The following is a 21,761-nucleotide window of genomic DNA, read 5'->3' as shown; positions in this document are numbered from 1 at the left end:
GTATAAACGATGGAAGAAGAATATATTGCCGGCCGGCACTCCGTGCAGGAGGCGTTGCGTTCGGGACGGACGATTCACAAGCTGTACGTGGCCGAGCAAGCGCAGAAGCAGCAGCTCTCGCCGATTCTTGCGGAAGCCAAGAAACAAGGCGTCGTGGTGCAGGTTGCCGACAAGCGCAAGCTGGACCAGCTGGCGCAGAATATCCCGCACCAAGGCGTCGTCGCGCAAGTGACCGCTTACGAATACATGGAGCTGGAGGTCTTGATCGCCCGCGCGCAAGAGAGCGGCACCCCGCCGTTCCTGCTCATCCTGGACGAGATCGAGGACCCGCATAACCTGGGGTCCATTCTCCGCACCGCGGATTGCGCGGGTGTCCACGGGGTGATCATTCCGAAGCGCCGCTCGGTTGGCCTGACGGCGACGGTATCCAAGACTTCCGCCGGCGCAATCGAGTACGTGCCGGTGGCGCGCGTCACGAACATCGCCCAGACGATCGAGCAGTTGAAGGAAGCCGGCATTTGGGTGGCCGGCACCGATGTTGACGGCCAGCAGAGTGTATATCAGGCCGACTTCCGCATGCCGCTCGCGATCGTGATCGGCAATGAAGGCAAAGGCATCGGGCGGCTGATCAAGGAGAAATGCGATTTCCTCGTCACCTTGCCGATGTACGGCCAGATCAACTCGCTGAACGCCTCTGTCGCCGCCTCCGTCCTCATGTACGAAGTCGTGCGCCAGCGCTCGCATCCGGTTTCCTGAGAAGGCGGGGCGCCTTGGGATGAAGCAGATTCTGATCGTGGACGGGTACAACATCATCGGCGCCTGGCCCGAGCTGCAGAAGCTGAAGGACATCGGACTCGAGGAGGCGCGGGACAAACTGATCGGCATGCTCGCGAATTACCAATCCTACTCGGGCCGGCGCGTTATCGTCGTCTTCGATGCGTATCAGGTGCCCGGCATCGGAGGGAAATACATGCAGCACCAGCTTGAAATTCACTTCACGAAGGAAAAAGAAACGGCCGACACGGTCATCGAGCGATTCGTGGGCGAGCTGAGCAGCCGCCGGACGCAAGTATATGTCGCCACCTCGGATTTCGTGGAGCAGAGCGTTACGTTCGGCCAAGGCGCGCTGCGGCTTCCGGCTCGCGAGCTGCTGCACGGCGTGCGGCAGTCGGAGAAGGAGATGCGGCTCCGGATGGAGGAGCAGGCTTCCGGTCGCATCCGCAACAGCTTCGACAGCAAGCTAAGCGGCGAGCAGAGAAATCTGCTCGAAAGATGGCGCCGCGGCGACGGTCCCCGTTGACGGTTTTCGATTCCTTCATGTATACTTAGGCTATTCTTTGTCAAGCTAAATGGATGCGCTTTAGCGGCAAGCAGGCCGGAGGGATTGCGGTGAGTATAGACCTCAAAGAGTTGAGAATGCGCGACTTCGACAACAAGATGGATGAAGAAATCGTCGAATCGGTCCGCGACGGCAGCAGCGAGGCGTTGGAATACCTGATCAACAAGTACAAAAATTTCGTGCGGGCCAAGGCGCGTTCGTACTTCCTCATCGGTGCCGACCGCGAAGACATTGTGCAGGAAGGCATGATCGGGCTTTATAAATCCATTCGCGACTTCAAGGAGGACAAGCTGTCCACCTTCAAGGCGTTCGCCGAACTGTGCATTACCCGCCAGATTATTACCGCGATCAAGACCGCTACCCGACAGAAGCACATCCCGCTCAATTCTTACGTTTCCCTGGACAAGCCCATTTACGATGAAGATTCGGATCGAACGCTGCTCGACGTGATTTGCGGCTCCCGCATGACAGACCCCGAGGAATTGATCATCAACCAAGAAGAGTTCAGCGGCCTCGAGGACAAGATGGGCGAGATTCTCAGCGACTTGGAGCGCAAGGTGCTAATGCTCTATCTGGACGGACGATCCTATCAGGAGATCGCAGTAGATTTGGACCGCCACGTGAAATCGATCGATAATGCGCTGCAGCGCGTGAAGCGCAAGCTGGAGAGGTATTTGGAAATTCGAGACGTATAGGAGCGCTCCTTCTTCTAGTTGGATCGGAAGAATGAGGGCTCCTTTCATTTTGGGAGATTGCTGGTAACGTACGGCACGTTTATCCGCTTTCAATGCTGGCTACACTAGATGCAGGTCAGCAAGCGAAACAGTCGGAACGGATAGAGCGGGCGACGGGGAACTCTCTCGTTGATTGACACGCCAGATAGACTGTGATAAAGTAGTTCAGGTAGCCCTACGCTTTCGGGGGTTTTTGGTGTTCCCGAATTTGGGACTCGGGCTCCAGTTTTTGGAGGTGTAGACGTGGCCTATTTAGCAAGAGTCAAACAAGGATTCGGTTCCATGTTCTCTTTCTTTACCGACAGCTGGTCGGAGTTGAAGAAGGTCAAATGGCCGACTCGCAAAGAACTGATTACTTACACGATCGTCGTGATCGTGACCGTCACGTTCGTTACCCTTTACTTTTGGGGAATCGACTACTTACTGACCATTTTGTTACGCTTTTTCAATGAATAGGGAACTTAGGTGACAGTGATGGAAAAACGTTGGTACGTCGTACATACCTATTCCGGGTATGAGAACAAAGTAAAAGCCAATCTCGAGAAACGCGTCGAGTCGATGAACATGACCGACAAGATCTTCCGCGTCCTCGTGCCGATGGAAGAAGAGATTGTGAACAAGGACGGCAAGCGCAAGACCGTGATGCGCAAGGTGTATCCGGGCTATGTGCTCGTTGAGATGATTCAAACCGACGACTCTTGGTATGTCGTGCGCAATACGCCGGGCGTGACCGGCTTTGTAGGCTCGACGGGCTCAGGCTCGAAACCTACCGCGCTGCTTCCGGAGGAAGTCGACAACATTCTCAAGCATATGGGAATGGAAGAACCGAAGCCGAAGATCGACTTTAACCTGAAAGAAACGGTGCGCGTGAAGGTAGGTCCGTTTGCCAACTTCGTCGGTACGGTGGAAGATATCTTGATGGACAAGGCGAAGCTGAAGGTTCATGTGAACATGTTCGGCCGAGAAACCCCGCTGGAGTTGGAATACACTCAAGTGGAGAAAATATAATTGCTTTTTCGTTCGCGGATCGGCAACTTACCCTAGGTTTCTAAGCGGCCTTATTCAGTGCAGAATAGGGCTCGCGCAAGTGGGAGGGAAACATCCCGTCTTACCACATTATGTGCAAGGAGGTGTGTCACATGGCAAAAAAGGTTATTAAAATGGTGAAGCTGCAAGTTGCCGCAGGCAAAGCGAATCCGGCTCCTCCGATTGGTCCGGCTCTGGGTCAAGCAGGGGTTAACATTATGGCTTTCTGTAAGGAGTTCAATGCGCGTACAGCCGATCAAGCCGGTCTCATCATCCCGGTCGTGATCACCGTGTTCGAGGACCGTTCGTTCACTTTCGAGACGAAGACGCCTCCAGCCGCTGTATTGCTGCGTGTCGCTGCTAGCGTACCTAAAGGCTCCGGCGAACCGAACAAGAAGAAAGTCGCTACGCTTAAGCGTGCCAAGGTACGCGAGATCGCCGAGCAAAAAATGCCTGACCTTAATGCTGCATCTGTCGAAGCTGCAATGCGTATGGTGGAAGGTACGGCCCGCAGCATGGGCATCGTGATCGAAGACTAATCGGATTCGACACAGGCAAGGCCGCGGCCTCGAGCGCCGCACAGTGGGAGGATATTCCGCTAATACCACAAAGGAGGATGGAACATGGCAAAGCACGGAAAGAAATGGCAAGAAGTAGCCAAGCTGGTTAGCGCAGAAACATTCTACGAGCCGGCCGATGCTATGGAGCTCGTGAAGAAGACAGCTCCTGCTAAGTTTGACGAAACCGTGGAAGTCGCTGTTCGCTTGGGTGTTGACCCAAGAAAACAAGACCAAGCCGTTCGCGGTGTGGTCGTGCTTCCAAACGGAACAGGGAAGAGCAAGCGCGTCCTCGTATTCGCAAAAGGCGACAAGGCAAAAGAAGCCGAAGCTGCCGGCGCGGACTATGTTGGCGATACAGACATGATCAACAAAATCCAACAAGGTTGGTTTGATTTTGACGTCTGCGTAGCTACTCCGGACATGATGAGCGAAGTAGGTAAATTGGGTCGTCTGCTCGGGGGTAAAGGTTTGATGCCGAACCCGAAAGCAGGCACTGTGACTTTCGACGTGACGAAGGCCGTGAATGAAATCAAAGCCGGTAAGATCGAATTCCGTCTGGACAAAGCCGGACAAATTCATGCTCCGATCGGTAAAGTTTCCTTCGACGCCGAGAAGCTGGGCGAGAACTTCAAAGCGCTGGTCGATGCTCTGAACCGAGCCAAGCCTGCTGCAGCGAAGGGCGTATATCTGCGCAACATCGCCGTCTCCTCGACCATGGGTCCGAGCGTGAAGGTCAATCTGCAATCCTTCCGGTAATTGGCTTTGCTTTTCGGGTACGCCCGTGCTAAGCTAGGGAAGGTTAACAAACGAATATGCGAACCGTAGACAGTAGGTGCCGACCGGCTTAATTTCCTACCGAGGTGTTGTGATACATGTAACGTGATCATGCCTCCGTCTGTCTATGACGGAGGTTTTTTTCATCAAGTGCGGATCAACATCCGATCGACGGGTGCAACCACAATGCTTTTGAAGTGGATCTTAGGAGGTGTGAACATGGCAAACGCGAAAGTACTGCAAGAGAAACAAGAAGCCGTCGAAGTAGTAACAGCGAAGCTTCGCGAGCACAGCTGCACGATCGTTGCGGATTACCGCGGCCTGAACGTGGCTCAAGTGACCGACTTGCGGAAGAGGCTCCGTGATGCGGGCGTTGAGCTCCATGTCATCAAGAACACGATCGCTCGTCGGGCGACCGCTGTTGCTGAATTGACGGAGCTGGATACCGCTTTGACCGGACCGACTGCAATTGCATTCAGCAAGGACATCGTGGCCGGCGCGAAGATCATCGCCGAATTCGCCAAGAAGAACGACAAGCTGCAAGTGAAGGCTGGCGTTGTCGAAGGTAAAGTCGTCGACGCTTCCCAAATTAAAGCATTGGCTGAACTGCCGTCCCGCGATGGCATGCTGTCGATGTTGCTCAGCGTGCTCCAAGCGCCTATCCGCAACTTCGCTCTTGCAGTTAAGGCTGTGGCAGAGAAGCAAGAAGGCGGCGCGCAAGCGTAATTTCGTTTTACAGAAGCAAGACTTTTACTCGGCATAGACCGAACCACAATACTATTCCTAAATGGAGGGTTATCAAATGAGCACAGCGCAAATTCTTGAAGCGATCAAAGGTATGACAATCTTGGAACTGAACGACCTCGTAAAAGCAATCGAGGAAGAGTTCGGCGTAACGGCAGCAGCTCCTGTAGCTGTAGTAGCTGGCGGCGCAGTAGCAGAAGTAGAAGAGCAAACCGAATTCGACGTAATCTTGACTAGCGCAGGCGCTTCCAAGATCAACGTGATCAAGGTTGTCCGCGAAGTTACGGGTCTGGGTCTGAAAGAAGCTAAGGATCTGGTTGACGGTGCACCTAAGCCAATCAAAGAGCGCATATCCAAAGAAGACGCAGCTGCTCTGAAAGCGAAGCTGGAAGATGCAGGCGCAGGAGTAGAAGTGAAGTAATCTCGTTTCTTGCGAATCGAGTGCAACGTAACTGACGAATCCCCTTTTGAGACCGAACTGGTTTCAGAAGGGGGTTTGTTCATATCCAGCTGTTAGGAGTAGTGAAGAAGGAGCGATGCGCGATGGCCGACCATTACTACTCGGCGAAGCCTGCAGTGGCAAGTGACCGGGGGAGGATGGAGGAAGAGCTGAGGGGCAAGCGGTTTGCATTTGAGACGGATGCAGGTGTGTTCTCAAAGCGAGGGCTCGATTTCGGCAGCCGATTATTAATCGAGACGATGCAGATCGAAGCGGCTGACCGGGTGCTGGACGTAGGTTGCGGCTATGGGCCGATCGGGTTGACGGCAGCCTGGCTGGCGAAGCATGGGTCCGCGGTGCTGGTGGACATCAACGAGCGGGCTGTGCAGCTGGCGGAGCTGAACCGGAAGGCGAATCGGATCGAGAATGCGGAGGTTCTGCAGAGCGACACGTTTTCGGCGTTGGCGGGACGGACGTTTACGAAAATTTTATCGAACCCTCCGATTCGGGCGGGCAAGCAAGTGGTGCACGGCATCTTCGAGCAAGCGCGAGCGCATCTGGTGCCGGGCGGCGAGTTGTGGATCGTCATCCAGAAAAAACAGGGGGCTCCATCGGCTTGGGACAAGCTCGAGACGTTGTTCGATCGAGTGGAGGAAGTGGATAAGGACAAGGGCTATAAAATATTCAAAGCTATTCGGTAGGGAGTGGATTCCTATGAAAATGGTTTTGAAAATCATTTGACTACACTTTCTGGTTGTGGTATCATTATAAAATGTCAGTATTAAGATAGGCTATTTGTCTTTAATTCACTAAAATGTCAAGACATTTTTTTACGGCCGTTTGTGCATAAAATTTTGCACGATGACGTATAATGTTTACATTTTGGGAAAATCTACATGGTATGAACACTGGCAAGCTCTGCCATGTTGAGAGAATACTTCTCGATTGAAAAAGGTCTCACTGCAACGCCGTACGGCGATCAACCGAGGCTTTTCTTCTTTTTGTTTCAAGGATTTTCGAGTCAATGTGAGGGGTGAATGAAAGTTGGCGGGTCATACTGTTCAATACGGTCGGCGCAATCGCCGAACTTATGCGCGTATTAATGAGGTGCTGGAAGTACCGAACCTGATTGAGATCCAACAGAAGTCCTACCAATGGTTCTTGGACGAAGGGTTGCGCGAGATGTTCCAGGATATCTCTCCGATCCAGGATTTCACAGGTAATTTGGTGCTGGAGTTCATCGACTACAGCCTGGGCGAGCCCAAGTATTCGGTCGATGAGTCCAAGGAACGCGACGTGACTTATGCGGCCCCATTAAGAGTCAAAGTTCGTTTGATCAATAAAGAGACGGGCGAAGTGAAAGAGCAGGAAGTGTTTATGGGTGATTTCCCGCTTATGACGGATACTGGTACCTTTATTATCAACGGTGCGGAACGTGTTATCGTCAGTCAGCTGGTTCGTTCCCCTAGCGTTTATTTTAGCACAAAAGTCGACAAGAACGGCAAGAAAAGTTATACGGCCACTGTGATCCCGAACCGTGGGGCGTGGCTGGAGCTGGAGACCGATGCGAAGGACATTATTTATGTCCGGATCGACCGCACCCGGAAGATCCCGGTCACTGTTTTGCTGCGTGCGCTTGGATTCGGAACGGATGCCGAGATTATAGACTTGCTTGGCGATGATGAATATATCCGCAATACGCTAGATAAGGACAACACCGACTCAACCGAGAAGGCGCTGATTGAGATCTACGAGCGTCTGCGTCCGGGCGAGCCGCCTACGCTGGACAACGCCAAAAGCTTGCTGATCGCCCGGTTCTTCGATCCGAAGCGCTATGACTTGGCGAATGTCGGCCGTTACAAGATTAATAAGAAGCTTCATATCAAGAATCGTCTGTTCAACCAGCGCCTGGCCGAGACGCTTGCGAACGCGGCGACTGGAGAAATATTGGCCGAGGTTGGCCAAATGATCGACCGTCGTATTCTTGACGAACTGCTGCCGCATCTTGAAGAGAACGTAGGCCTCGCCGAATATGGCGTGAGCAACGGAGTGCTGGATGCGGACCGCATACCGCTTCAAGCGATTCGCGTTTACTCGCCGATTGAAGAAGGAAAAGTCGTGAAGGTGATTTCGAACGGATCGATCGATAAGTCCGTGAAGAATATTACATCGGCTGATATTATCTCGTCTATCAACTATTTCATCAATCTGCTGCACGGGATCGGCAGTACCGACGACATCGATCACCTGGGTAACCGGAGATTGCGTTCTGTCGGGGAATTGCTGCAGAACCAGTTCCGAATCGGCCTGTCCCGGATGGAGCGCGTCGTACGCGAACGAATGTCGATTCAAGATGCCAATGTGATTACGCCGCAAGCGCTGATTAACATTCGTCCGGTTATCGCATCGATCAAAGAGTTTTTCGGCAGCTCCCAGCTGTCGCAGTTCATGGACCAGACGAACCCGCTTGCCGAATTGACGCACAAGCGCCGTCTGTCCGCTCTCGGTCCGGGCGGTTTGACGCGCGAGCGCGCAGGCTTCGAAGTCCGCGACGTGCATCACTCCCACTATGGTCGGATGTGTCCGATTGAGACCCCGGAGGGTCCGAACATCGGGTTGATTAACTCGTTGTCGAGCTTTGCCCGGATCAATGAATATGGTTTTATCGAAGCGCCTTATCGATGGGTTGATCCGAAGACCGGCATCGTAACCGAGCAGATCGCTTATCTGACTGCCGATGAAGAGGACAATTATGTTATCGCGCAAGCGAACGCCAGGCTCTCCGATATCGGTACACTCGCCGACGAGGCCGCTATTGTTCGCTTCAAGGACGACAACCTGATTATGCCTCGTGAACGCGTCGACTATATGGACGTCTCTCCGAAGCAAGTTGTTTCCGTCGCGACCGCGTTGATTCCGTTCCTCGAGAACGATGACTCCAACCGCGCGCTCATGGGTTCGAACATGCAGCGCCAAGCGGTACCGTTGCTCATTCCGAAGTCTCCGCTCGTAGGTACGGGAATGGAGCATAAGAGTGCCAAGGACTCGGGTGTCTGTGTCGTAAGCAAACATCACGGCGTAATTGAGCGCGTGTCCGCTAATGAAATATGGTTGCGCCGCCAAGAGCTGGTCGACGGCAAGATGGTCAAGGGCGACCTGATCAAGCACAAGCTGCACAAGTTCATCCGTTCTAACCAAGGCACTTGCATCAACCAGCGTCCTCTCGTCAAGTACGGCGAAGCGGTGAAGCCTGGCGATATTCTCGCCGACGGCCCGTCCACCGAGCAAGGCGAGTTGGCGCTCGGCCGCAACGTTGTCGTCGCTTTCATGACATGGGAAGGATACAACTACGAGGATGCGATTCTCCTAAGCGAGAGATTGGTAAAAGAAGACGTATATACGTCTATTCATATTGAAGAGTACGAATCCGAGGCCCGCGATACGAAGCTGGGACCTGAAGAGATCACTCGCGATATCCCGAACGTCGGCGAGGATGCGCTGCGCAATCTTGATGAGCGCGGTATCATTCGCGTCGGTGCGGAGATCGGAGCCGGCGACATTCTTGTCGGCAAGGTTACGCCGAAGGGCGTAACGGAGTTGACCGCGGAAGAGCGTCTCTTGCATGCGATCTTCGGAGAGAAGGCTCGCGAAGTGCGCGATACCTCGCTACGTGTACCGCATGGTACCGACGGGATTGTCGTCGATGTGAAGGTGTTCACTCGCGAGAACGGCGACGAGCTGCCGCCGGGCGTGAACCAGCTCGTTCGCGTGTACATTGCGCAGAAGCGTAAGATTTCTGAAGGCGACAAGATGGCCGGCCGACACGGGAACAAAGGGGTTATCGCCCGCATCCTGCCAGAAGAAGATATGCCGTTCTTGCCGGACGGCACACCGGTCGAAGTCGTTTTGAACCCGCTAGGGGTACCGTCCCGGATGAACATCGGTCAGGTGCTCGAGGTTCACTTGGGCATGGCTGCCAAGCTGCTCGGCATTCATACCGCTAGCCCGGTATTCGACGGTGCGCGGGAGAACGACGTATTCGACACGATGGAAGAAGCCGGGATGCAACGTAACGGCAAGACGATTCTGTACGATGGACGTTCCGGTGAGCCGTTTGAACGTGAAGTGACGGTCGGCGTCATGTACATGATCAAGCTGGCGCACATGGTTGACGACAAAATCCACGCTCGTTCCACAGGTCCTTACTCGCTCGTTACGCAGCAACCGCTGGGTGGTAAAGCTCAGTTCGGCGGTCAGCGCTTCGGAGAGATGGAGGTTTGGGCGCTTGAAGCGTATGGCGCAGCTTATACGCTCCAAGAGATACTCACGGTCAAGTCCGATGACGTCGTCGGTCGGGTGAAAACCTACGAGTCGATCGTGAAGGGCGAGAACGTACCGGAGCCGGGCGTTCCGGAGTCGTTTAAGGTTTTGATCAAGGAACTCCAAAGCTTGGGCATGGACGTGAAGATTTTGTCCGGAGACCAGCGGGAAATCGAAATGAAGGAACTGGACGACGAGGACGATGTCTCTGGGGACAAGTTGAATCTCAATCTGGAAGGCTCCGAGGCTGGCGCCGAGTAATCGTCGTCCGTCTCGTCGCCTCCGTCGCACGATAGATTTGCTACAGTAATCTGGAGGAGGGTTGCTCCTTGTTGGACGTAAACAATTTCGAGTACATGAAGATCGGCCTCGCTTCGCCTGACAAAATCCGTTCGTGGTCCCGCGGGGAAGTTAAGAAACCGGAAACGATCAACTACCGGACATTGAAGCCGGAAAAGGAAGGTCTGTTCTGCGAGAAAATTTTCGGCCCTACGAAGGACTGGGAGTGCCATTGCGGCAAGTACAAACGGGTTCGTTACAAAGGCGTAGTCTGCGACCGATGCGGAGTGGAAGTAACCCGCGCCAAAGTACGTCGTGAACGGATGGGCCATATTGAGCTGGCGGCTCCGGTTTCGCATATTTGGTATTTCAAGGGCATTCCGAGCCGGATGGGCTTGGCGCTCGATATGTCTCCGCGTTCGCTTGAGGAGATCATCTATTTCGCTTCGTACGTTGTAACCGATCCAGGCGACACGCCGCTGGAGAAAAAGCAATTGCTGTCGGAGAAAGAATACCGCAGCTATCGCGAGAAGTACGGCTATGCGTTCCAAGCCGGCATGGGTGCCGAGGCCGTCAAGAAGCTGCTGCAAGACATCGATATTGACCGGGAAGTCGACACGCTGAAGGAAGAGCTTCGTACGGCTCAAGGCCAACGCCGCAACCGCGCGATCAAACGTCTAGAAGTGATGGAGGCGTTCCGTCATTCCGGCAACGAGCCGGAGTGGATGGTGCTCGACGTATTGCCGGTTATTCCGCCGGAGCTTCGTCCGATGGTTCAGTTGGACGGCGGCCGCTTCGCGACCTCCGACCTGAATGACCTGTACCGCCGCGTAATCAACCGGAACAACCGTCTGAAGCGTCTGCTTGACCTGGGCGCACCGGACATCATCGTACAGAACGAGAAACGGATGCTGCAGGAAGCCGTCGACGCTTTGATCGACAACGGCCGTCGCGGCCGTCCGGTAACCGGTCCGGGCAATCGCCCGCTCAAGTCTCTCAGTCATATGCTCAAGGGGAAACAAGGCCGCTTCCGTCAGAACTTGCTCGGGAAGCGCGTCGACTATTCCGGCCGTTCGGTAATTGTCGTAGGGCCTAGCCTGAAGATGTACCAATGCGGTCTGCCGAAGGAAATGGCGTTGGAATTGTTCAAGCCTTTCGTGATGAAAGAGCTTGTGAATAAAGGCTTGGCCCACAACATTAAGAGCGCGAAGCGCAAGGTAGAACGCGTTAGCCCGGAAGTGTGGGACGTCCTGGAAGAAGTGATCAAGGAGCATCCGGTTCTATTGAACCGTGCCCCTACGCTTCACCGTCTCGGCATCCAGGCGTTTGAGCCGATTCTGGTCGAAGGCCGCGCGATCAAGCTGCATCCGCTTGTCTGTACGGCGTACAACGCCGACTTCGACGGCGACCAGATGGCCGTGCACGTGCCGTTGTCTGCGGAAGCGCAAGCGGAAGCCCGCATCCTGATGCTGGCGTCCGGCAACATCTTGAACCCGAAGGACGGCAAGCCTGTCGTAACGCCGTCTCAGGACATGGTACTGGGCAGCTTCTATTTGACTATGGAGAACCTCGAGGCTGTTGGGACAGGATCGCTGTTCCGCAACGTACATGAGGCCGTTTCCGCCTACCATCGCGGAATCGCGTCGCTGCATGCGAAGGTAGCGATCCCGGCGCGCGCCTTGAACAAAACCAGCTTTACACCGGAGCAGCAAAATTCTCTGCTCGTTACAACCGTAGGGAAAATCATCTTCAACGATATTTTCCCGGCCGACTTCCCATTCATCAATGAAGCGACGAAGGCGAATCTGTTCCAAGGGATCTCCGACGAATACTTCATGCTGGAGAAGGGCGGCGACATACAGCAATTCATCCGCAATGCGCCTTCGCGCGGCGCGGTAGGCAAGGAATACCTCGGTACGATCATAGGCGAATGCTTCCGTCGCTACCATACGACGCGCACCTCGGTGATCCTCGACAATATCAAGCAGAACGGCTTCACTTACTCCACTCGCGCCGGGATTACCGTTGCCGTGGCGGACGTTATCGTTCCTAGGGAGAAGGACGTCATTCTGAAGGAGTCCGAGGACAAGGTCAGAACCGTTACTAATCAATACCGTCGGGGTCTTATTACGGATGAGGAGCGCTATGACCGCGTTATCAGCATCTGGGGCAAGGCCAAGGACGAGATTACGGATATCTTGATGAAGTCCCTCGACAAGTTCAACTCGATCAACATGATGGTGGAGTCGAAGGCGCGGGGTAACAAATCGCAAATTACGCAGCTCGGCGGCATGCGGGGTCTGATGGCCAACCCATCCGGCCGAATTATCGAGCTCCCGATCAAGTCGAACTTCCGCGAAGGGCTGACGGTCTTGGAGTACTTCATCTCCACGCACGGCGCGCGGAAAGGTCTCGCCGATACGGCTCTTCGGACAGCCGACTCGGGTTACTTGACTCGCCGTCTCGTCGACGTGGCGCAGGATGTTATCGTGCGCGACGAAGATTGCGGTACCGACAAGGGCTTCATTGTCACCAAGATCCAAGACGGCAAGGAAGTCATCGAGGATCTGTACGACCGGATCGAAGGGCGCTATGCGCATGAGACTTTGCGTCATCCTAAGACCGGCGAAGTGATCGTCTCACGGAATGAGCTGATTGAATCGAATAAAGCGGACGCGATTATCGCGGCCGGCATCGAGCGCCTGCAGATTCGCTCCGTTCTGAGCTGCCGCACGCGTCATGGCGTGTGCAAGAAGTGCTACGGCCGCAACCTGGCGACGGGCACGCATGTGGAGATTGGCGAAGCGGTCGGCATCATTGCCGCTCAGTCGATCGGCGAGCCGGGAACCCAGCTTACGATGCGTACGTTCCATACCGGGGGCGTAGCCGGAGACGACATTACCCAAGGTTTGCCGCGGATTCAGGAGCTCTTCGAAGCGCGGAATCCGAAAGGGCAAGCGATCATCTCCGAGTTGGACGGCAAGATCAAGGAAATTCGCGAGGCGAAAGACCGTCGGGAAATCGAAGTGATAGGCGAAGCGGAGTCCAAGGTGTATGCCGTTCCTTACGGATCGCGGATCCGCGTGACGGTGAACCAGCAAGTGGAAGCCGGCGACGAGCTGACCGAAGGTTCGATCGACCCGAAAGAAATGCTGCGCATCAAGGGTATCCGCGGCGTGCAGAACTATATTCTTCAGGAAGTTCAGCGCGTTTACCGGAACCAGGGCGTAGAAATCAACGACAAGCACGTCGAGGTCATGATCCGTCAGATGCTTCGCAAAATCCGGATCGTCGACAGCGGCAACACCACGCTTCTACCAGGCGCATTCGTGGATATCCACGAGTACGAAGAGGCGAACAAGGTGGCTTTGTTCTCCGGCAAAGAGCCAGCGGTGGCTAAGCCGGTGCTGCTCGGGATTACGAAGGCGTCGCTCGAGACCGATTCGTTCTTGTCGGCGGCATCCTTCCAGGAGACCACTCGTGTCCTGACCGATGCTGCAATCAAGGGCAAGGTCGACCAGTTGCTCGGTCTGAAGGAGAACGTCATCATCGGGAAGCTCATTCCGGCGGGGACGGGGATGGCGAGGTATCGCAACATTCGCCTAGTGGATCCTAACGAAGAGCCTGCGGTAGAAGAGTCGGAGCTTAAGGAAACGGTAGCAGTGGAGTAGGATCGGATTTACACAAAAACAAAATCTGCCTAGCGATCCTTCCTTGACACCGATTTTTCGAAGTGCTAATATATCAAAGTGTGCCTAAACCTAGTTTTCACTCCTACACTTTGGAGGATATGTTTCATGTCTTATGATAAAGTGAAGCAGGCTGCGAAAATTTCGATCGGCACGAAGCAAACAATGAAGATGGTAGAGCTTGGAAAAGCCTCGGAAGTGTTTGTGGCAAAAGATGCAGATCCCAGAATAACGATGAAAATCGTGAATCTTTGTAAAAAGATGGGCGTCACGGTCACCTACGTAGACTCCATGAAGCTGCTTGGAAAAGCATGCGGGATTGAAGTCGGCGCGGCGGTGGCTGCCGCCGTGAACGAATGATGGAAACTGGTTGTTGTTTCGGGTCGGTCCGGTTTATTGCCGGACGGCTCGAGGCAAGGCCATTTCGTTTGCTCATTTGTGAACCACCTGGATCTGTGGACTTGAAATTCAAGTCCGCGCACGCAAGTTCAAGGAATATGGGAAGGAGGTGGCGACATGCCAACGATTAATCAATTGGTACGTAAAGGCCGTCAAGCGAAAGTAACAAAGTCCAAGTCCCCAGCACTTCAAAGAGGGTTCAATGCTCTGAAGCGCGAGTCGACCGACTTGAGCGCTCCTCAGAAGCGTGGTGTCTGCACTCGTGTAGGGACTATGACTCCGAAGAAACCGAACTCCGCGCTTCGCAAATACGCGCGCGTACGTTTGACGAACCGTGTCGAGGTTACGGCTTACATTCCGGGAATCGGACACAATCTTCAAGAGCACAGCGTCGTGTTGATCCGCGGCGGACGGGTTAAAGACTTGCCAGGGGTACGTTATCATATCGTACGTGGCGCGCTGGATACTTCCGGCGTGAACAACCGCAAGCAAGCTCGTTCCAAGTATGGTACGAAGCGTCCTAAGGCGAAAAAGTAATCATGAGTACCCGATATCGAATGATTTCTACAAGAAAGGGGGATAACTATGCCACGTAAAGGTGCAGTTGCCAAAAGAGATGTATTGCCGGATCCGATTTACAACAGCAAATTGGTTACCCGTCTCATCAACCGAATCATGATCGACGGAAAACGCGGTGTCGCTCAAACGATTCTGTATGATGCGTTCAACTTGATTCAAAGCCGTACAGGGAAAGAGCCGATGGAAGTGTTCGAGACAGCGATCAAGAACATTATGCCGGTGCTTGAAGTTAAAGCTCGTCGTGTGGGTGGTGCGAACTACCAAGTTCCAATCGAAGTGAAGCCAGAACGCCGTACGTCGCTCGGACTTCGTTGGTTGGTGAACTACTCCCGCCTCCGCGGTGAGAAGACCATGGAAGAGCGTTTGGCCGCCGAGATCGTCGACGCGAGCAACAACACAGGCGCGTCCGTGAAGAAGCGTGAAGATACACACAAGATGGCGGAAGCGAACAAAGCGTTTGCCCACTATCGTTGGTAGAATTTTGTTCTTAATGGAAGGAGACGTTCCTTATGCCAAGAGAGTTCTCCTTAAAAGACACGCGCAACATCGGGATTATGGCGCATATTGACGCTGGTAAGACCACCACTACGGAGCGGATCTTGTTCTATACCGGTCGTACCCACAAAATCGGAGAGGTGCATGAAGGCGCCGCTACGATGGACTGGATGGAGCAAGAGCAAGAGCGCGGAATTACGATTACGTCCGCTGCTACCACCTGTCAGTGGAAAGGTCACCGCATCAATATTATCGACACCCCGGGGCACGTTGACTTCACAGTCGAAGTAGAACGTTCCCTGCGCGTACTCGACGGAGCGGTTGGCGTATTCAGCGCGAAGGAAGGCGTTGAACCTCAATCCGAAACCGTCTGGAGACAAGCGGACCGTTACCACGTTCCGCGGATCGCCTATGTTAACAAAATGGACATCATCGGTGCAGACTTCCTGGGCGTTATTGGCCAGATGCGTAGCCGTTTGGGTGCCAACGCGGTAGCGATTCAACTGCCGATCGGCGCTGAGTCCGACTTCAAAGGAATTATCGACCTCGTTGAGCGAGTGGCGTATATGTACAAGGACGACCTCGGCAAAGACATCGAGCAAGTTGAGATTCCTTCCGAGTTCACAGCACAAGTAGAAGAGCTCCGCAATGAGCTGGTCGAAAAGGTTGCTGAACTGGACGAAGAGCTGACTATGAAATACCTGGAAGGCGAAGAGATTTTGATTCCGGAATTGAAAGCAGCTCTTCGCAAAGGCGTTACCGAAGTAAAGATTTTCCCGGTTATCGTAGGTTCGTCCTATCGTAACAAAGGGGTTCAGCTGATGCTGGATGCCGTAGTGGACTATCTTCCTGCTCCGGTCGACGTTCCGGACATCAAGGGTACGCTCGAAGATGGTTCCGAAGTCACACGGAAATCCGCAGACAACGAGCCTTTCGCGGCTCTGGCCTTCAAAATTGCTACCGACCCTTATGTCGGGAAGCTGACGTTCTTCCGCGTGTATTCCGGTGTATTGAGCTCCGGTTCGTACGTGCTGAACGCAACTAAGGGCAAGCGCGAGCGGATCGGCCGTATTCTGCAGATGCATGCGAACAGCCGTCAAGAAATCAGCGAAGTATACGCTGGCGACATTGCTGCTGCCGTAGGTCTGAAGGACACCATCACAGGCGATACGCTGTGCGATGAGAAGCACCCGGTTGTTCTCGAGTCGATGAACTTCCCGGATCCGGTTATCTCCATTGCCGTTGAGCCTAAGACCAAAGCCGACCAAGACAAGATGGGCGTAGCCCTGTCGAAGCTGGCTGAAGAAGATCCGACTTTCCGTTACTACACAGACGAAGAAACCAGTCAAACGATCATTCAAGGGATGGGCGAGCTTCATCTTGAGATTATCGTTGACCGGATGCTGCGCGAGTTCAAGGTAGAGACGAATGTAGGTAAGCCTCAGGTTGCTTACCGCGAAACATTCAAATCTGCTGCGAAAGTCGAAGGCAAGTTCGTTCGTCAGTCCGGCGGCCGCGGTCAATACGGTCATTGCTGGGTTGAGTTTACACCGCTCGAGCCAGGGACTGGATTTGTATTTGAGAATAAGGTTGTCGGTGGCGTAGTACCGAGAGAGTTTATCGCTCCGGTACAAGCGGGTATCGAAGAGTCCATGAAGAACGGCGTATTGGCCGGCTTCCCGCTCGTAGATATCAAAGCGACCATCTTCGACGGTTCTTACCATGATGTCGACTCCAGTGAAATGGCGTTCAAAATTGCCGGTTCGATGGCCCTTAAGGCCGCGAAAGACAAATGTAACCCATGCTTGCTTGAGCCAATCATGAAAGTGGAAGTTACCGTACCGGAAGAGTACATGGGCGACGTTATGGGCGACCTGAACTCCAGACGCGGTCGTATCGAAGGTATGGATGCTCGTGCAGGCGCACAAATCATCCGCTCCAAGGTGCCTCTCTCTGAGATGTTCGGCTACTCCACAACACTGCGTTCCCGTACTCAAGGCCGCGGCGTTTACTCCATGGAGCTGTCACACTATGAAGAAGTGCCTAGAAGCATCGCTGAAGAAATTGCAGCTAAGCACAAGGGCGCATAATTATAACTTTCTTATAATAAGGAGGAATAGCAAGTCATGGCAAAAGCTAAATTCGAACGTAACAAACCGCACGTAAACATCGGTACGATCGGTCACGTCGACCATGGTAAAACGACTTTGACAGCTGCGATCACAACCGTTCTTTCCAAAAAATACGGTGGCGCTGCAGTGGCGTTCGACCAAATCGACAAGGCTCCGGAAGAGCGCGAGCGCGGGATCACGATCTCCACAGCTCACGTTGAGTACGAAACCAACAACCGTCACTACGCACACGTTGACTGCCCAGGGCACGCCGACTATGTTAAAAACATGATTACCGGTGCTGCTCAAATGGACGGCGCGATCCTGGTTGTATCCGCAGCGGACGGCCCAATGCCGCAAACTCGCGAGCACATCCTGCTGTCCCGTCAAGTAGGCGTTCCATACATCGTCGTATTCTTGAACAAATGCGACATGGTGGAAGACGAAGAGTTGCTTGAGCTGGTAGAAATGGAAGTTCGCGACCTGCTGAACGAGTACGAGTTCCCAGGCGATGACACTCCAATCATCCGCGGTTCCGCTCGTGAAGCTCTGCAAAACCCGGACGGCGAGTGGGCTCAAAAGATCGTTGAACTGTTCGAGCAAGTGGACACGTTCATCCCGACTCCTGAGCGCGACGTAGCTAAGCCTTTCTTGATGCCAGTCGAGGACGTATTCACAATCACAGGCCGCGGTACAGTTGCAACTGGTCGTGTAGAGCGTGGTACGGTTAAAGTCGGCGACGAAATCGAGATCGTGGGTATCGCTGAAGCAACTCGCAAATGCGTAGTTACCGGCGTAGAAATGTTCCGCAAATTGCTTGACTCCGCTCAAGCCGGCGACAACATCGGCGCCCTGCTGCGCGGTGTTGACCGTAAAGACATCGAGCGTGGACAAGTATTGGCTAAGCCGGGTTCGGTTAAGCCTCACACGAACTTCACCGCTCAAATCTACGTCCTGACTAAAGAAGAAGGTGGCCGTCACAAGCCTTTCTTCGGCGGTTACCGTCCGCAGTTCTACTTCCGGACAACGGACGTAACTGGCGTCATCACGCTGCCAGAAGGTACTGAGATGGTTATGCCTGGCGACAACATCACGGTTACGGTTGAGCTGATCAACCCAATCGCGATCGAAGAAGGTACTCGCTTCGCGATTCGCGAAGGCGGCCGTACTGTAGGCGCTGGCGCGGTAGCATCGATCCAAAAATAATCGCTTCTATATATAATAGAAGAAACACGAAGAGCCCTCGACTTTTCAAGAGTTGAGGGCTCTCGTTATTTTTCCGCAAATTACCTAAATATTTTCTTGCTTTTCATTTTCATTTTTTATATAATAGTGAACGTTGGTCTGTGACTGTGCGATGATGTGAGAGGTTGCCGACACACCCGGCCCCTTTGCCATGAGGGACCAGGTAGTGCTTGGAGAATTTTCACGGAGTATGTCCGATACTAAATTGGGCGATAGAAGGAGGGACTTATATGGCTAAGCAAAAGATTCGTATTCGCTTGAAAGCATACGATCACAGAGTTCTTGATCAATCCGCAGAGAAAATTGTGGAGACGGCTAAACGTTCCGGTGCAGGTGTATCCGGTCCGATCCCGCTTCCGACTGAGAAGCAAGTCATCACGATTCTGCGTGCGGTACACAAGTACAAGGATTCCAGAGAGCAGTTCGAGATGCGTACACACAAGCGTCTGATCGACATCGTGAATCCTACACCGCAAACGGTCGATGCACTGATGCGTCTGGATCTGCCATCTGGTGTAGATATCGAAATCAAGCTGTAAGAGCCACAATCAAACGAAGCGTAAAGGAAAAGAGGTGTCAACATGAAAGGTATCTTAGGGAAAAAACTGGGGATGACCCAAGTCTTCGCCGCTGACGGAACAGCCGTGCCGGTAACTGTAATTCAAGCAGGACCTTGCGTCGTACTGCAGAAGAAGGACCAGGACAACGACGGTTACGAATCGATCCAGATCGGTTATGAAGATAAGAAAGAACAAAGAGCGAACAAACCTGAGCTGGGCCATGCCAAGAAGGCTAACGCAGCACCTAAGCGCTACATTAAAGAAATTCGCGGTGTTAATGTTGGCGAGTACGAAGTAGGCCAAGAGCTGAAAGCCGACATTTTCGCGGAGGGCGAATATGTTGACGTGACAGGTACTTCGAAGGGTAAAGGATTCCAAGGCGCGATCAAGCGCTGGGGCCAATCCCGCGGTCCGCTTACTCACGGTTCCAAATATCATCGCGGCGTAGGTTCCATGGCCGTTATCCGTACGGGTAACCGCGTGCCGAAAGGCAAGAACATGCCGGGTCATATGGGTAGCGAAACGATCACCATTCAAAAGCTGCAAGTTGTTAAAGTGGATGCTGAGCGCAACGTGATCTTGGTAAAAGGATCCGTTCCAGGCGCCAATAACAGCTATGTCAGCGTGAAATCGACAGTTAAGAAGTAAGAAAGGAGGAACTAACATGCCAAAAGTAGCCCTGTTTAACGTAAGTGGCGCTCAAGTAGGCGAAGTGGAGTTGAACGATTCCGTATTCGGCATCGAACCGAACAAGCACGTGTTGCATGAAGCGGTTGTCAACCAACAAGCGACTCAGCGTCAAGGTACGCATAAAGTAAAAGGACGTTCGGAAGTCCGTGGCGGCGGTCGCAAGCCTTGGAAACAAAAAGGCACAGGACGCGCGCGTCAAGGTAGCATCCGCTCTCCACAATGGAAAGGCGGCGGGATCGTCTTCGGACCGACTCCTCGCGATTACGGGTACAAGCTGCCTCGTAAAGTTCGCCGTTTGGCCATCAAATCCGCTTTGTCATCCAAAGTGATCGACAACAGCATTATCGTACTGGATCAACTCGCGTTGAACCAACCGAAAACCAAAGAATTCGCAGCGATCCTGAACAACCTTAAAGTGGGCACGAAAGCTCTGGTTGTAACTGCGAACTATGATGATAACGTAGCTCTGTCTGCGCGCAACATCCCTAGCGTGAAGTTCATCACTTCGGAGGGTATTAACGTTCTGGACGTGCTCGTGTATGACAAACTCATCATCACGAAGGAAGCAGTTCAGAAGGTAGAGGAGGTGCTTGCGTAATGAAGAACCCACGCGATATTATCAAGCGCCCCGTTATCACGGAACGCACGAGCGATCTGATGTCGAACAACACGTACGTGTTTGAAGTAGACCGTCGCGCGAACAAGACCGAAATCAAGCTCGCGATTCAAGATATTTTCAAGGTGAAGGTATCCAACGTAAACACCATGAACGTTCCGGCAAAACCGAAGCGTTATGGCCGTTACAATGGATACACCACAGCATGGAAAAAAGCTATCGTACGTTTGAGTGCAGACAGCAAGCCGTTAGAGTTTTTCGAATCGGTTTAATTTCGTAAAGTAAGGAGGGAATCGAAGTGCCTATCAAATCATTCAAGCCGACTTCCGCATCGAGACGTCAAATGACGGTTTCTACTTTCGAGGAGATCACAACATCCACTCCGGAGAAATCGTTGTTGGCACCGCTCATGAACAAGGCCGGCCGCAACAACCAAGGTAAAATCACCGTTCGTCACCAAGGCGGCGGACATAAGCGCAAATACCGGATCATCGACTTCAAACGGACGAAAGATGGCATACCGGGCCGCGTTGCTACAATCGAGTATGACCCGAACCGTACAGCTAACATCGCTTTGATCGTATATGCTGATGGGGAAAAGCGTTACATTCTTGCTCCAAAAGGGCTGAAGGTAAACGACGTAATCGAGTCCGGCGTTGGTTCCGACATCAAAATCGGCAACGCATTGCCACTTGAGAACATCCCTGTAGGTACTGTAATTCACAACATCGAGCTGAAGCCAGGCAAAGGCGGACAATTGGTTCGCGCTGCCGGTACGGAAGCTCAATTGCTGGGTAAAGAAGCCGAGTATGTCTCGATCCGTCTATCCTCCGGCGAAGTTCGCCGCGTACTGAAAGTATGCCGCGCGACGATCGGTTCCGTAGGCAACGAAGACCACGAGCTCATCAACATCGGTAAAGCGGGCCGCAAGCGCTGGATGGGCAAACGCCCAGTAGTTCGCGGTGTCGTCATGAACCCGGTTGATCACCCTCACGGCGGTGGTGAAGGCCGCGCTCCAATCGGACGCAAATCGCCTATGTCCCCATGGGGTAAACCAACGCTTGGTTACAAAACCCGTAAGAAGAGCAAAGCTTCTGACAAGTATATTATTCGTCGCCGCACGAAGTAAGTACGAATTCAGTAAGGTTGCATGAAAGGAGGA

Annotated in this window: 22 protein-coding genes and 1 other annotated feature; all 22 genes read left to right on the top strand. The window is 53.3% G+C overall.

Annotated features, from left to right (window positions below; genetic code table 11):
- Positions 1–9: 9 nt before the first annotated feature.
- Positions 10–756 (top strand): 23S rRNA (guanosine(2251)-2'-O)-methyltransferase RlmB, encoded by a 747-nt coding sequence (gene rlmB, locus PKO02S_RS14680; protein WP_127584055.1) that lies wholly within the window; start codon positions 10–12, stop codon positions 754–756.
- Positions 757–775: 19 nt separating this feature from the next.
- Positions 776–1,300, top strand: a complete 525-nt coding sequence (locus PKO02S_RS14675; protein WP_127584053.1) for an NYN domain-containing protein — start codon at positions 776–778, stop codon at positions 1,298–1,300.
- Positions 1,301–1,389: 89 nt separating this feature from the next.
- Positions 1,390–2,034 carry an RNA polymerase sporulation sigma factor SigH gene (sigH, locus tag PKO02S_RS14670; protein WP_127584051.1) on the top strand — a complete coding sequence of 215 codons (645 nt, stop codon included), beginning with the start codon at positions 1,390–1,392 and terminating at the stop codon, positions 2,032–2,034.
- 282 nt (positions 2,035–2,316) lie between these two features.
- On the top strand, positions 2,317–2,529 hold the full coding sequence (gene secE, locus PKO02S_RS14665; protein ID WP_127584049.1) for a preprotein translocase subunit SecE: 213 nt from the start codon (positions 2,317–2,319) through the stop codon (positions 2,527–2,529).
- A gap of 18 nt (positions 2,530–2,547) precedes the next feature.
- Positions 2,548–3,081, top strand: a complete 534-nt coding sequence (gene nusG / locus PKO02S_RS14660; RefSeq protein ID WP_127584047.1) for a transcription termination/antitermination protein NusG — start codon at positions 2,548–2,550, stop codon at positions 3,079–3,081.
- Positions 3,082–3,212: 131 nt separating this feature from the next.
- Complete coding sequence (rplK, locus tag PKO02S_RS14655) at positions 3,213–3,638, top strand: 50S ribosomal protein L11 (RefSeq protein WP_127584045.1); 426 nt, start codon at positions 3,213–3,215, stop codon at positions 3,636–3,638.
- Between the two features lie 84 nt (positions 3,639–3,722).
- Positions 3,723–4,415, top strand: a complete 693-nt coding sequence (rplA, locus tag PKO02S_RS14650; protein WP_127584043.1) for a 50S ribosomal protein L1 — start codon at positions 3,723–3,725, stop codon at positions 4,413–4,415.
- A gap of 45 nt (positions 4,416–4,460) precedes the next feature.
- Positions 4,461–4,585 (top strand) — a sequence feature (ribosomal protein L10 leader region).
- A 67-nt stretch (positions 4,586–4,652) separates the two neighbouring features.
- Complete coding sequence (gene rplJ, locus PKO02S_RS14645; protein ID WP_127584041.1) at positions 4,653–5,159, top strand: 50S ribosomal protein L10; 507 nt, start codon at positions 4,653–4,655, stop codon at positions 5,157–5,159.
- 76 nt (positions 5,160–5,235) lie between these two features.
- A complete protein-coding gene (gene rplL, locus PKO02S_RS14640; protein WP_127584039.1) occupies positions 5,236–5,598 on the top strand; it encodes a 50S ribosomal protein L7/L12 in 363 nt (120 codons plus the stop codon).
- Positions 5,599–5,720: 122 nt separating this feature from the next.
- Positions 5,721–6,317, top strand: a complete 597-nt coding sequence (locus tag PKO02S_RS14635) for a class I SAM-dependent methyltransferase (protein ID WP_127584037.1) — start codon at positions 5,721–5,723, stop codon at positions 6,315–6,317.
- A 343-nt stretch (positions 6,318–6,660) separates the two neighbouring features.
- Positions 6,661–10,197, top strand: a complete 3,537-nt coding sequence (gene rpoB, locus PKO02S_RS14630; protein ID WP_127584035.1) for a DNA-directed RNA polymerase subunit beta — start codon at positions 6,661–6,663, stop codon at positions 10,195–10,197.
- A gap of 68 nt (positions 10,198–10,265) precedes the next feature.
- Complete coding sequence (gene rpoC, locus PKO02S_RS14625; RefSeq protein ID WP_127584033.1) at positions 10,266–13,886, top strand: DNA-directed RNA polymerase subunit beta'; 3,621 nt, start codon at positions 10,266–10,268, stop codon at positions 13,884–13,886.
- Between the two features lie 126 nt (positions 13,887–14,012).
- Complete coding sequence (locus PKO02S_RS14620; RefSeq protein ID WP_127584031.1) at positions 14,013–14,264, top strand: 50S ribosomal protein L7ae-like protein; 252 nt, start codon at positions 14,013–14,015, stop codon at positions 14,262–14,264.
- Between the two features lie 156 nt (positions 14,265–14,420).
- Positions 14,421–14,840, top strand: a complete 420-nt coding sequence (gene rpsL, locus PKO02S_RS14615; protein ID WP_127584029.1) for a 30S ribosomal protein S12 — start codon at positions 14,421–14,423, stop codon at positions 14,838–14,840.
- A gap of 48 nt (positions 14,841–14,888) precedes the next feature.
- The gene (rpsG, locus tag PKO02S_RS14610) at positions 14,889–15,359 is read left to right on the top strand and encodes a 30S ribosomal protein S7 (RefSeq protein WP_127584027.1); all 471 of its coding nucleotides are present in this window, start codon (positions 14,889–14,891) and stop codon (positions 15,357–15,359) included.
- A 32-nt stretch (positions 15,360–15,391) separates the two neighbouring features.
- On the top strand, positions 15,392–17,467 hold the full coding sequence (gene fusA / locus PKO02S_RS14605; protein WP_127584025.1) for an elongation factor G: 2,076 nt from the start codon (positions 15,392–15,394) through the stop codon (positions 17,465–17,467).
- Positions 17,468–17,503: 36 nt separating this feature from the next.
- Entirely contained in the window at positions 17,504–18,694 is a 1,191-nt protein-coding gene (gene tuf, locus PKO02S_RS14600; protein ID WP_127584023.1) for an elongation factor Tu, read from the top strand.
- Between the two features lie 269 nt (positions 18,695–18,963).
- The gene (gene rpsJ, locus PKO02S_RS14595) at positions 18,964–19,272 is read left to right on the top strand and encodes a 30S ribosomal protein S10 (RefSeq protein ID WP_009589214.1); all 309 of its coding nucleotides are present in this window, start codon (positions 18,964–18,966) and stop codon (positions 19,270–19,272) included.
- Positions 19,273–19,314: 42 nt separating this feature from the next.
- On the top strand, positions 19,315–19,941 hold the full coding sequence (rplC, locus tag PKO02S_RS14590) for a 50S ribosomal protein L3 (RefSeq protein WP_127584021.1): 627 nt from the start codon (positions 19,315–19,317) through the stop codon (positions 19,939–19,941).
- 16 nt (positions 19,942–19,957) lie between these two features.
- A complete protein-coding gene (gene rplD / locus PKO02S_RS14585) occupies positions 19,958–20,581 on the top strand; it encodes a 50S ribosomal protein L4 (protein WP_127584019.1) in 624 nt (207 codons plus the stop codon).
- Positions 20,581–20,871: a 50S ribosomal protein L23 gene (gene rplW, locus PKO02S_RS14580; RefSeq protein WP_127584017.1), complete on the top strand. Its 291-nt coding sequence runs from the start codon at positions 20,581–20,583 to the stop codon at positions 20,869–20,871. The genes rplD and rplW overlap by 1 nt, the downstream gene beginning before the upstream one ends.
- A 26-nt stretch (positions 20,872–20,897) precedes the next feature.
- Positions 20,898–21,728, top strand: coding sequence for a 50S ribosomal protein L2 (gene rplB, locus PKO02S_RS14575; protein WP_127584015.1), 831 nt, complete (start codon positions 20,898–20,900; stop codon positions 21,726–21,728).
- Positions 21,729–21,761 lie beyond the last annotated feature (33 nt).

It is taken from the genome of Paenibacillus koleovorans NBRC 103111 (genome assembly GCF_004000845.1).
GTDB classification, from domain to species: Bacteria; Bacillota; Bacilli; order Paenibacillales; family NBRC-103111; genus Paenibacillus_AA; species Paenibacillus_AA koleovorans.
The sequence above is the reverse complement of the archived record's forward strand: the minus strand, read 5'-3'. Positions and strand labels throughout refer to the sequence as shown.